The 13,160-nt window shown below is 36.0% G+C and carries 11 protein-coding genes; 1 reads left to right on the top strand and 10 read right to left on the bottom strand.

Annotated features, from left to right (window positions below; all coding sequences use genetic code 11):
* Positions 1-191 precede the first annotated feature (191 nt).
* On the top strand, positions 192-1,823 hold the full coding sequence (locus AC1RPU_RS04960; RefSeq protein WP_409022227.1) for an ABC-F family ATP-binding cassette domain-containing protein: 1,632 nt from the start codon (positions 192-194) through the stop codon (positions 1,821-1,823).
* Between the two features lie 49 nt (positions 1,824-1,872).
* On the opposite strand, the gene smpB is transcribed toward AC1RPU_RS04960, so the two are convergent.
* The 10 genes from smpB to AC1RPU_RS04910 all read right to left on the bottom strand — a co-directional run bounded on the left by smpB (position 1,873) and on the right by AC1RPU_RS04910 (position 12,981).
* Positions 1,873-2,340, bottom strand: a complete 468-nt coding sequence (smpB, locus tag AC1RPU_RS04955) for an SsrA-binding protein SmpB (protein ID WP_481761441.1) — start codon at positions 2,338-2,340, stop codon at positions 1,873-1,875.
* A 17-nt stretch (positions 2,341-2,357) separates the two neighbouring features.
* Positions 2,358-4,709: a ribonuclease R gene (rnr, locus tag AC1RPU_RS04950; protein ID WP_481761442.1), complete on the bottom strand. Its 2,352-nt coding sequence runs from the start codon at positions 4,707-4,709 to the stop codon at positions 2,358-2,360.
* A 118-nt stretch (positions 4,710-4,827) separates the two neighbouring features.
* Positions 4,828-5,073 carry a preprotein translocase subunit SecG gene (gene secG / locus AC1RPU_RS04945; RefSeq protein ID WP_409022224.1) on the bottom strand — a complete coding sequence of 82 codons (246 nt, stop codon included), beginning with the start codon at positions 5,071-5,073 and terminating at the stop codon, positions 4,828-4,830.
* Positions 5,074-5,160: 87 nt separating this feature from the next.
* Positions 5,161-6,708: a ClC family H(+)/Cl(-) exchange transporter gene (locus AC1RPU_RS04940; protein WP_481761443.1), complete on the bottom strand. Its 1,548-nt coding sequence runs from the start codon at positions 6,706-6,708 to the stop codon at positions 5,161-5,163.
* 134 nt (positions 6,709-6,842) lie between these two features.
* Positions 6,843-7,163: a bacteriocin immunity family protein gene (locus AC1RPU_RS04935; protein WP_481761444.1), complete on the bottom strand. Its 321-nt coding sequence runs from the start codon at positions 7,161-7,163 to the stop codon at positions 6,843-6,845.
* A 161-nt stretch (positions 7,164-7,324) separates the two neighbouring features.
* Positions 7,325-8,653, bottom strand: coding sequence for a phosphopyruvate hydratase (gene eno / locus AC1RPU_RS04930; protein WP_481761445.1), 1,329 nt, complete (start codon positions 8,651-8,653; stop codon positions 7,325-7,327).
* A gap of 113 nt (positions 8,654-8,766) precedes the next feature.
* Entirely contained in the window at positions 8,767-9,522 is a 756-nt protein-coding gene (tpiA, locus tag AC1RPU_RS04925; RefSeq protein ID WP_481761446.1) for a triose-phosphate isomerase, read from the bottom strand.
* Positions 9,523-9,576: 54 nt separating this feature from the next.
* Positions 9,577-10,767: a phosphoglycerate kinase gene (locus AC1RPU_RS04920; protein ID WP_409022217.1), complete on the bottom strand. Its 1,191-nt coding sequence runs from the start codon at positions 10,765-10,767 to the stop codon at positions 9,577-9,579.
* 105 nt (positions 10,768-10,872) lie between these two features.
* Positions 10,873-11,892: a type I glyceraldehyde-3-phosphate dehydrogenase gene (gap, locus tag AC1RPU_RS04915; RefSeq protein WP_409022216.1), complete on the bottom strand. Its 1,020-nt coding sequence runs from the start codon at positions 11,890-11,892 to the stop codon at positions 10,873-10,875.
* A gap of 60 nt (positions 11,893-11,952) precedes the next feature.
* Positions 11,953-12,981 carry a sugar-binding transcriptional regulator gene (locus AC1RPU_RS04910; protein ID WP_481761447.1) on the bottom strand — a complete coding sequence of 343 codons (1,029 nt, stop codon included), beginning with the start codon at positions 12,979-12,981 and terminating at the stop codon, positions 11,953-11,955.
* Positions 12,982-13,160 lie beyond the last annotated feature (179 nt).

Raw genomic sequence — 13,160 nt, 5'->3', positions numbered from 1 at the left:
ATATCGAACCGACAAGTCAGACATGTGTCAGGCATATTACAAAACATCACTCATATTACAACTCTATGACTAACGTACCCTCATTTTCAGAAATAATCATTTTATTTGAGTTCATTTTCAAAACCGTTTCATTTTGAGCCTGAAATATGCTATGATATGTAGATTATACAAACGAATAGTGAGGGTATTAAATGATAACTGTAAGTAATGTAAGTTTAAGTTTTTCAGACCGTAAGTTATACGATGACGTTAATTTAAAATTCACGCCTGGTAATTGTTACGGACTAATCGGTGCTAATGGCGCTGGTAAATCAACATTTTTAAAGATTTTATCTGGTGAAATAACACCAAGTACAGGTAAAATTTCATTAGATCCAAATGAACGTATGACAATGCTACAACAAAATCATTATGGCTTCGAAGAATATACTGTTCTTGAAACAGTCATTATGGGTTACAAAGAACTCTATGCTGTTATGGAAGCAAAAGATGCTATTTATGCAAAAGCTGATTTTTCTGATGAAGATGGTATCAAAGTTGCTGAACTAGAATCTGACTTTGCTGAAATGAATGGTTGGGAAGCTGAATCAGAAGCTTCAACTCTTTTACAAGGCTTAGGCTTCGCTGAAGATATGCAAAATAAAAAGATGAGCGAACTAACAGAAAGTCAAAAAGTTAAGATTTTGCTTGCACAAGCACTTTTTGGTAATCCTGATGTTCTCTTACTTGATGAACCTACTAATGGGTTAGACATCAAATCAATTAACTGGTTAGAAGATTTCTTAATTAACTTCTCAAATACCGTTATTGTTGTTTCTCATGATAGACATTTCTTAAATAATGTCTGCACCCACATGTGTGATGTTGATTTTGGTAAAATCAAATTATTCGTTGGTAATTACGACTTCTGGATGGAATCAAGTGCCTTAGCTTCAAAACTTGCAAATGATTCTAACGATAAAAAAGAAGCTAAAATCAAAGAATTACAAGATTTCGTTGCACGATTCAGTGCTAACGCTTCTAAATCTAAACAAGCAACTTCTCGTAAGAAAATGCTTGAAAAAATCACACTTGATGATATTCAACCTTCATCACGTCGCTACCCATTCATTAACTTTGAAATCGACCGTGAAATTGGTAATGATTTATTATCAGTTAGTGGCGTTTCAAAAACAATTGATGGCGTAAAAGTTTTAGATAATATCTCATTTAGTTTAGGCAAAGATGATAAAACAGCCTTTACAAGTGAAACTGATATTGCTGTTACAACATTAATTAGAATTCTTTCTGGTGAATTAGAACCAGATACAGGTACAGTTCAATGGGGTGTAACAACATCACAAGCTTACCTTGCTAAAGATAATAACGACCAATTCGCTGATGAACATTTAACAATTATCGATTGGTTACGTCAATTTGCTTCTAAAGCAGAAAGTGATAACACTTTCTTGCGTGGATTCTTAGGTCGTATGTTATTTTCTGGTGAAGAAGTCGATAAAGAAGTTGGCGTCTTATCCGGTGGAGAAAAAGTTCGTTGTATGTTATCAAAAATGATGTTAACAAGAAACAACGTTCTTTTACTTGATGATCCTACTAACCATTTAGATTTGGAATCAATTACTTCATTGAATGAAGGTCTTTCAAATTATAAGAGTGCTCTATTATTCGGCTCTCATGATCGTGAGTTCATTCAAACAATCGCTAACCGTATCATCGAAGTAACACCAAACGGTCTTGTTGATCGAGCAGATACTACTTATGATGAATTCTTAGAAAATAAAGATGTTCAAGATCAAATTGCTGGTCTTTACAAACAAGCTTAATAACTAAAAAGGAAGCAACCAATTTCAAAATTGGTTGCTTCCTTTTTTATTAGTAATTTTTAAGTACGCGTTGAATTTGGCGTTCCTGATCTCGACGTTTAATTGTTTCACGTTTATCGTAATCATTCTTCCCTTTTGCAACACCGATTAGTACTTTTGCAAAGCCGTTTTTAATGTACACTTTCAAAGGGACAATTGTAACACCCTTATTTTTAGTTGCTTCATCAAATTGAGCTATTTGTTTTCTATGCAATAATAATTTACGATTTCGAAGTGGATCATGATTGAATTGATTTCCTTGATCATACGTTGAAATATGAACATTCATCAGCCAAGCTTCACCATTTCTAATTTGCGCAAATCCATCTTTTAGATTAATACGACTATTTCGAACGGATTTAATCTCAGTACCTGTTAAAACGACACCAGCCTCAACCGTATCTTCAATGTTATAACTGTGTCTTGCTTTTTTATTCTGGGCTAAGGGTTTATCAAAAGATGACTTTTCTTTTCGCAATCTTAATCCCCCCGATATTATTTTTGACGTGTATTATTTTTTCTTGGTGCTGTGTTTTTATTAGCTGATTTGTAGAATGGTTTCTTTCCATTACTATTTCCAGCAGCTGGTTTACCATTACGGTTATAAGGTTTCTTGTCTCCTGGACGACCATTACCTGGACGTTTGAAGTTTCCACCTTTACCTCGTAAATCAGAAGTTGGTGTGTTTTGTGGATTAACAATTTCAAAATCAATCGCACTTTGCTCAATATCAACTTTAGCAACTTTTACTTCGATTGGTTGACCAATTCTGAAAGTTCTCTTGGTTCTCTTACCTACTAATGCCATATGCATATCTAAATATTCATAATAGTCATCCTTCATATTACTAATATGAACAAGACCTTCAACAGTATTTGGTAATGAAACGAAGACACCAAACTTCATAACTGAGCTAACAACACCTTCAAAGGTTTCACCAACATGATCAGCCATGTATTCAGCTTTTTTCATTGCGTCAGTATCACGTTCGGCATCAATTGCGCGACGTTCCATTTGTGATGTATGTGTTGTAAGTTCAGGTAATTGTTCAGCATATTTTTCTTTTTGAGTGTCCCCAATACCATTTTCTTCGTAGAAACGAATTAAACGATGAACCATCAAATCAGGGTAACGTCTAATTGGTGACGTAAAATGCGTATAATCAGTAGCAGCTAAACCAAAGTGACCTAATGATTCATCAGTATATTTAGCTTGTTGCATACTTCTAAGTAACATAACAGAAACCATTGATTCTTCAGGTTTACCAGCTACTTCTTTTAAAACACCTTGTAACATTTTAGGTGTTACATTCTTACTATCACCTTTAACAACGATACCAAAACTGGTTAAAGTTTCGAAGAAACGCATTACTTTTTCATTCTTAGGTGTTTCATGCACACGGTAAACAAAAGGTACTTTTAATTTATCGTAATGAGCTGCAACAGTTTCATTTGCAGCTAACATAAATGATTCAACTAAACGTTCACTTGTTCCACGAGTTCTAATTTGAATATCAATTGGGTGACCCGCTTCATCAACGATAATCTTAGATTCATTATCATCAAAACTAATTGCACCACGTTTTTTACGCATTTTTTCAAGAATTTTGTGTAATTCGCCCATTGTTTCAAACATTGGGACCAATTCTTCATATTTAGCTTTCGTCTTTGCATCATCTGATTCAAGAATCTTGTTAATGGCTTTGTAAGTCATACGTTCTGTCGTTTTAATCACACTTTGGAAGATTTTGTGGTTAACAACATAACCTTCTGGTGTAATTTCCATTTCACAACTCATAGCAAGGCGTTCAACTTTTGGATTCAATGAACAAATACCATTTGATAATTTGTGAGGCAACATTGGAATAACACGGTCAGTTAAATAAACACTCGTTCCACGTTCGTATGCTTCACGATCAAGTGGTGTGCCTGGTTGGACATAATGCGAAACATCAGCAATATGCACACCTAAATGGTAGTTCCCGTTATCAAGTTTCCAGGCAGTAACAGCATCATCTAAATCCTTAGAATCAATACTATCAATTGTTACCAATGTTTGGTCCGTTAAATCAACACGGCCAATTTTTTCTTCTGGTAGCACAACTTCTGGAGTTGCTTCAGCTTGAGCCATAACATCTTCAGGAAATTCACTAGGAATATCATGTTGATAAACAACTTGTAAAATATCCATACCTGGATCGTCTTTGTTACCCACAACTTCTTTAACCAATGTTTCAATAACTAATGGTTTTTCACTTGTTGGGTAAGCAGTAATATCAGCTGTAATAACTTCTCCGGCAACTGGATGTAAACCAACCCCTGTTACCAATAAGTTATAACGTTGTAATTTCTTGTTTTTAACAACTAAATGGCCAATTATTCCTGAATTTTCAAGGTCAGATGGTTCAACTTCAAATTCACCAACAATTGATGTTACATTATGTTCAACAATTTTATTAACTTTACCTTCAGGACCACGGTCATCCCCAGGTTTAGCAGCACTTGTAATCTCAATCTCAACACTATCACCATTTAAGGCAGACATTGTTTGTGTTGGATTAACGAAAACATCAGGTTGTTCTGGATCAATCGTAACGAATCCAAATCCACGATCATTTGCATGAAAAATACCCACTAATTGTGGTGTTTGAAGTGCAATTTGAAATTTGCCTTCTGATGTAATTTTCACTTCACGTTTACGTTCCATTTCAGCAAGTGTTTTAACAAGTTCTTTGAACGCATCCTGGCCTTCTAATTTAAGGGCAGCTGTTAATTCTTCAACACTGAAAGATTCATTTTCTTTAATTTTTAGTTCTTTTAATATAAGTTCTTGCATCTTTTTATCCATGTATACCTCGTTTTCATATTCGTATTTGCGTTACATTTATTTATTATTAATTTTATTTTATTTCTAAATAAAAGCCTCCTGCTGCAACAATTGTTTGCACAGGAGGCTTTCTTTATTATTATTTTGAGGCCAAATAGACAAGTCCTAGAGCTAGACAGAAAAATAAAACGCCCAAGACAAAGGTTACTTTTTGCATAAATGCTTCGAATCCACGTGGTTTTTGTTTGCTAAATAAATCGTCAGCACCACCACCGCCACCAGATAAAGCACCTGAAGCGTTATTTGTTTTTGCAGGTTGCATCATAACAGCGATAATCATTAAGACTGAAACGATGATAATTAAAATTGTTAGTATGTTAGTCAAATCATTTACCTCCTTAACCCAATTACGTAATCTATATCTATACTAATTTAGCACAGTTTGCATTAATTTTCCACCGTTATTATTTTATTAAAGTGATTCAAATCCGGATAATGTATCCATTTCTGTCTTAAGTTTAGGTCGATTTTGGTGCTCAGTCAAAAGAACTAATGTATCTCCTGCTTTTAAAACCGTCACACCATGTGGAATTAATTGCTTTTCACCACGTCTAACCGTGATTAATAAGCTATTTTCAGGCCAAACTACTTCTGAAACTTTTTTATTTTCTAAATTTGATCCAGCAAAAATAGGCGTCTCAAGTCGGTCCTTTTTACCGCCCAAATCAATTTCATTTTGACCAATTAATTTTTTAAGTAAAGAATCGTAGATAGGTGCGCCGCCTAAAATATCAATAACTAAAAATGAAACTAATGAAATAATGGCTAGTGGCATTAAGTGATGTAAACTACCCACCATTTCCGTAACTAATAAAATAGCTGTAAAAGGTGCTTTACCAATTCCAGCAAAGTACCCGGCCATTCCAAAAATAATAAAATCAGTTATATATTTAGCTGGTAACAACCCTAACATTATCATAACAGTTGCATACCCAGCGCCAATAATAGCGCCTAATGTTAGAATAGGCAGAAAAATACCACCTGGTAATCCAGAACCATAGGATATCATTGAAAAGATAAATCTTAAAAGAAAGAGTCCCAATAAAACGGTCAATGATTTACTTTGAACTAGACTTAAAATAATCTCATTACCGCCACCTAAAGTTTGTGGTAAGTATAATCCAATCGGAATAACTAAAATAAAAGGGACAATTGAGCGATAAAAAATCGGAATTTTATGTAGAATATTATATAAATCAGTCGATTTAAGTAATACGTTTTGATACAGATAGCCTAGGAGGCCCAAAATAAGCCCTAAAGCAATCAAATGCCAGTATTGTAACAATGATAAGGTCTGAATATCCATCATTTGTAGCGCCGGTTTTAGACCGAAAAAATGCAATGAAATATAATTGGCTGAAATTGAACTAGCTAATGCTGTTGTCCAAATCAACGGTGAAAAATTATGATACACTTCCTCTAATATAAAAAGCGTACTCGCAATTGGTGCATTAAAAGCTGCGGATAGACCTGCAGCGCCACCACCTGCAATCAGAATGCGGCGTTCCGATTCAGTATGTTTAGTCATCTCTGCGAATCCTTGTCCGACTGCTGCACCTAGTTGAATAGATGGGCCTTCACGGCCGAGGAATAGCCCTGATCCAATGCCTAAAACACCACCGATAAATTTTCGCCATAAAACTGACCACCAACGCATTTCAAGATTACCAGCAAGCTGGCCCTCTACTTGCGGAATACCGGATCCCATAATATTTGGCTCTTGCTTCATTAGTGTTCCAATACCTAGTACCATAGCTAGACTCAAAAGAATCATTGGAAACAGTAACCACATATTCTGATTAATTGCCTGGTAAAAATAGATAAAGACTTTAAGCACATAAATAATAGCTAACCTAAATAGACTTACAACGATACCTGTAACGAGCCCAATTAATAGCCCTCTTAAAATAAATATGAGATTAGTTAAATTCAATCGCTCTTTGATACCTTGTTTTGTCATAAAACCATACACACCTCTTCATTCTATTAGTATATGCTAAAATCCAATTATTTGCTGAACTCATTAGTAACAAAAAAAGAATTATTCAACTATTGAATAACTCTTCTTAAAAACTAGCATAATCTAATGATCACTTAAGGATGATAAATCATACTCATAGCTATAAGTCCCCAGCCTAAATTTTTTTTAAATAAACCGGTTGTCGAAATTTCCATATAAAATCGACCAACGTCAGCACTTAACTTTATTTTATTTTTTAAATTACTTACAGCCAATAAGCGCAACGACTCCGCTAAATCAGCGACTGCCTTCTCGAAGTACTGCCCACGCTCAACTTTATTTTTAAAATCAACTAATAAGAGACGTTCCTCATTTGTCGTTTCTTCGTTTAAAATAAGATCATAAACTTTTGATGTTAGATCATCTTGTATTGTAATACGCTCTGATTTTTTCATACACGCTCACATTCCTAACTATAATTTCCAACATCTAAATTATACAACAATAAGTTTTACCTTTCAATATAGTGCGTCCTATTATAATACAAAAAAGGTCCCACCTAAAATCAAATTAGGTAGGACCTTCTTTCAATCAGAAACGCTTAATTCATAAAGAATTATTTGTTAACGATTGTATCGCGAGCATCTGAACTCAAGTTGTAGAATGAGTGGATACCTTTGTATTCTGATGTTTCTTCTAAGTTATCTTCAATTCTCATTAATTGGTTGTACTTAGCGATACGATCAACACGGCTCAATGAACCAGTCTTGATTTGGCCAGCATTAGTTGCAACAACTAAGTCAGCGATAGTTGTATCTTCAGTTTCACCTGAACGATGAGAAACGATAGCTGTATAACCAGCTTCTTTAGCCATTTCGATAGCTTCCATTGTTTCTGTAAGTGTACCGATTTGGTTAACTTTGATAAGGATTGAGTTTGAAACGCCCATTTCGATACCTTTTTTAAGGTAGTCAGTGTTTGTAACAAATAAATCATCCCCAACTAATTGAACTTTGTTGCCCAATTTAGCTGTCATCATCTTCCAGCCTTCCCAATCGTTTTCATCCAAGCCATCTTCAATTGAGATAACTGGGTATTTGTCAACGATTGCTTCAAGGAATTCAACCATTTCTTCAGAAGTATAATCTTGGCCATTTTCGCCTTCATATTGTAATCTATATTTGCCAGTTTCAGCATTGTAGAATTCTGATGAAGCAGCATCAAATGCGATAGCAATATCTTTACCAGGTTTGTAACCGGCACGTTCGATTGCTTCGATTAAGATTTCAAATGGTTCTTCATTGTTCTTAAGATCAGGAGCGAAACCACCTTCATCACCAACAGCAGTAGAGTAGCCTTTTTCAGCTAAAATCTTTTGTAAGTTATGGAATGTTTCTGAACCCATACGTACAGCTTCTTTGATAGAAGGTGCGCCAACAGGCATGATCATGAATTCTTGGAAATCAACACTGTTGTTAGCATGTGATCCACCATTGATAACGTTCATCATAGGAGTTGGAAGGACATGTGCGTTAAATCCGCCTAAGTAACTGTATAAAGGAACTTCTAATTCATCAGCAGCAGCACGAGCAGCAGCAATTGAAACACCTAAAATAGCGTTAGCGCCCAATTTACCTTTGTTTGGTGTACCATCTAATGCGATCATAGCTTTATCAATACCAACTTGATCAGTAACATCATATCCAACAATTTCTTTAACGATAATGTTGTTTACGTTGTCAACAGCTTTAGTAACGCCTAAGCCCATGTAACGAGATTTGTCGCCATCACGTAATTCAACGGCTTCATGTTCACCAGTTGAAGCACCTGAAGGAACAATTCCGCGGCCCATTGCGCCGTCTTCTGTGTAAACTTCAACTTCAACAGTTGGGTTACCGCGTGAATCTAGAACTTCGCGTGCATAAATATCTGTAATCATTGACATAAATTTGTACTCTCCTTTAAAAACGTTTTTTGGCGGGGATACAATAACACCCTTACCATTATTTTAATAGTTTATTGATTCATTTTCAATCTTTTTAACAGCTAAAATACGAATTATGCTTTGAAGTTAACAAGGTCTAAGTATGAAGCAGTTTCCATACTTGCGCCACCAACTAAACCACCATCAATATCGTCTTTACCCATTAATTCTACGACGTTACCAGGTTTAACTGAACCACCGTATTGGATACGAACTTTATCAGCAACTGTTTGGTCATACAAATCAGCAACTGTTTTACGAATTACTGCACAGATTTCTTGTGCTTGGTCAGAAGTAGCTGTTTCACCAGTACCGATAGCCCAGATTGGTTCGTATGCAATAACTGCAAGATTAACTTGTTCAACAGATAAGCCTCTTAATGCAGCAGAAACTTGTCCAGCAACCCATGATTCTGCTTCGCCGGCTTGACGTTGTTCTAACGTTTCACCACAGCAGATAATAGGAACCATACCATTATTGAAAACAGCATGTGCTTTTTTGTTAATATCGTCATCATTTTCGCCGAAGTATTCGCGACGTTCTGAATGACCAATAACAACATAGTCAACACCCATTTCAGAAAGAACTTTTGGTGAAGTTTCACCAGTAAAAGCACCTTCATCTTCAAAGTATGCATTTTCAGCAGCAACTTTTAAGTCAGTACCTTTAGCAGCATCAAGTAATGTTTGTAAATCTACTGCAGGAGCAGCAATAACAGATTCAACATCGTCAAACTTTGGTAATTTACCTTTAAGACCTGCTACGAATTCAGCAGTTTCTTTAGGGCCTTTGTTCATTTTCCAGTTACCAGCAATAATTGGTTTACGCAAAATAATAACTTCCTTTCGTTAATAGACGGTTTCTTACGACAATTTAATTAAAAATTATTTTGTTGTAATAGCAGCAATACCTGGTAAAGTTTTACCTTCAAGGTATTCAAGTGAAGCGCCACCACCAGTAGAAATATGAGTTAATTGATCAGCAACACCTAATTGTTGAACAGCAGCAGTTGAATCACCACCACCAACGATTGTTGTAGCTTCTGATAAAGTACCCAAGAATTTACCGATTTCAAGTGTTCCGTTAGCATAGTTGCTCATTTCGAATACACCCATTGGTCCGTTCCATACAACTGTTTTAGCATCTTTTAAAACATCTTTAAATTCTGCAACAGATTTAGGTCCGATATCCAATGCCATGTAACCGTCAGGAATGTCACCATCAACAGTTTTGTGTTCAACATCGTTATCAAATTTTTCAGCAACGATTGAATCAACTGGTAATACTAATTTGTCGCCAGCTTCTTCAATGATTTGTTTAGCTAAATCAATTTTGTCTGTTTCAACTAATGATGAACCAATCTTCATACCTTTAGCAGCGTAGAAAGTATAAGTCATACCACCACCAACGATAACTTTGTCAGCTTTTTTAAGTAAATGAGAAATAACACCAATCTTATCTGAAACTTTTGCGCCACCTAAGATAGCAACAAATGGACGTTTTGGTTCGTCAACAGCTTCACCTAAGAATTTGATTTCTTTTTCCATTAAGAATCCAGCAGCAGCTTGTTCCATGTTGCTTGAGATTCCAACGTTAGAAGCATGTGCACGATGAGCTGTACCGAAAGCATCATTGACAAACAAGTCGCCAAGTGAAGCCCAGTATTTACCTAATTCAGGATCGTTTTTGCTTTCTTTTTTACCATCTAAATCTTCAAAACGTGTGTTTTCCATTACTAAAACATCGCCGTCTTTCATTGCTGCAATTGCGTCTTCTAATTGAGGACCACGTGTAGCAGGAACAAAAGTAACAGGTTTGTTTAATAAGTTAGATAAACGTTCTGCAACTGGACGTAATGATAATTCTTTTTTGTCTTCTTCAGTCTTAATACGACCAAGATGAGAAAGAAGAATGGCTTTACCACCATTTTCAGTTACATATTTGATAGTTGGTAATGCAGCAACGATACGGTTATCATTACCAATCACACCGTTTTTAATAGGAACATTAAAATCGACACGAATTAAAACTTTTTTGTCATTTACATCTAAATCTGAAACGATTAATTTAGCCATTATAATAGCCTCCTGTGTAATTTTGATTAAATAAAAAGGCAGAGGGAGTATTGCGTCCCTCCGCCTAAGCATAGTTATATGCGGTTTTAAAAAAGTTTAACTAGATTATGCTTCTAAGCTAGCAAATTTTTCTAATGTACGAATCATTTGTGCTGTAAAGCCAGATTCGTTATCGTACCAAGCAACAGTTTTAACCAATTGGTTAGCGCCAGTACCAGTTACTTCAGTTTGTGTTGGGTCAAAGATTGAACCAAAACTTGTACCAATGATATCTGATGAAACGATTTCGTCAGCATTGTAACCAAATGATTCGTTGTTTTCAGTTCTTGCTTTAATAGCAGCATTTACTTCATCAACTGTAAGATCTTTTGATTTCAAGATTGTAACCAATTCTGTCAATGAACCAGTAATAACTGGGACACGTTGTGCATGGCCATTCAATTTACCAACAAGATCAGGGATTACCATACCGATAGCTTTAGCAGCACCAGTAGAATGAGGAATTGTGTTACCTGCAGCAGCGCGTGCAGCACGTAAGTTTCCACCACGGTCAGGACCATCTTGTAATTTTTGTGTAGCTGTGTAAGCATGAACTGTTGTCATTGTACCAACTTCGATACCGAAAGCATCGTTAACAGCGCCAGCAAGTGGTGCTAAACAGTTAGTAGTACATGAACCAGCAGAAGCAATCTTAGTATCTGAAGTTAAAATGTCATCATTTACACCGTAAACGATTGTAGGCATTTTACCAGCAGGAGCTGAGATTAATACACGTTTTGCGCCAGCTTTAATATGAGCTGAAGCTTTTTCTTCTGATGCGTAAAAACCAGTTGATTCTAATACGATATCAACATTATTGTTTTTAACCCAAGGAATATTTGATGCATCTGCTTCTGCATATACAGGAATTTCCTTACCATTAACAACAATACCATTATCTGTTGCGCTAACTTCTGCGTCGAAGTTACCATGGGCTGTATCATATTTTAATAAATGAGCCAACATTGATGGAGAAGTTAAATCGTTGATTGCTACAACTTCGATGTTATCTGAAACTTCAGCAATACGACGGAAAGCTAAACGACCAATACGGCCAAAACCGTTAATACCAACTTTTACTGACATACTTAAATTTCCTCCTTTAGGAAATGAAGATTTATTTATTTTAAAAAGCGTGTTTGCACACTACTTTTTTAAAATCGAGTTTGCGGCACCCTCATCCGTGATTAACCACGTCTGTTTAGGTGCAAGTTTCATGTATGCCACAATTGCTTCGGCCTTAGAATGGCCACCTGCAACTGCGAAAATACATTTTATGTGCGTGAGATCCTCTATTTGTAAACCGATACGAGGAATCCTATAAACGACCTTGCCTTGAGCATCAAAGAAATATCCGAATGCCTCACCTACAGCTTTGTCCTCTTTCAACATGTCTATTATACCACTAGACATGTCACGACGCTTAGCCATATGCATTGCTTCTCCAATACTGTGAATTACAGCATTGCTTTCCTTGATTAAGTTCAAAACTTCTTGAATGCTCGGTTCTTCAAGAAGAGGCTCGTACGTTTTCTCACTTAGTTGTTCAGGTACATACAAGGCTCTATGTTTGCCGCCTGTGTGTAATGCCATCTTACCACTAATCGAGTTGGCTTGTATATCTACTGATTCACCAACACCACCTCTGGCTGGTAAAAAAGTTAAATCGCGCTTAATTGAAAGACGTGTTGTCAACTGATCAGCTACTTGAGCCATCGTTGTGCCACCCATTACCGCAATTAAATTTTTACCTTCTGGCAATAAGAGTGCTAACTTAGCAGCTAGACTCTTACCCATTGACTCTAAAACTTTAGGTTGTTCATCGGAATCGCCTGATACAATCAAACAATGTTCAATGCCTAAAATTCGACTCAACTCTTGTTCATCCTGTCGAACACCAACTAAATTATCCATCACTTTTTCAAGGCCATGTAGTACTGATATACCTCTATCCGTTAGCGTCATTCCTGACTTACCAACGACGATAAGTTCTTGCTTACGCAGAAAATCTGTTTCGGTTCTCATAACGCGTTCGCTTAGATTTAAAGTTGCTGCCAACATTCTGCGACCAACAGGCATCATCCATTCAATCTGTCTTAAAACAAAATATCTTTGTTTTAAAACTTTAATCATGTCTGGTGCAATTGCTTCGATCCACTCTAATTCATGATGCATACTGCACCTGCTCTCTTATGGGGCATTATTTGTCCCACAGTGTCGCATTATGACCCATTAATTCTAAAAAAACAAAGCACGATAACATTCTGCATTAATCAAAGTGTCTTCATACCTTTATTACAAGACAAATTATATCAGGTTGTTTCATACTTTGCAAGCACTTCAAACGACTATCT

It is taken from the genome of Dellaglioa sp. CoH-55-MRSF-7, assembly GCF_056782235.1.
The sequence above is the reverse complement of the archived record's forward strand: the minus strand, read 5'-3'. Positions and strand labels throughout refer to the sequence as shown.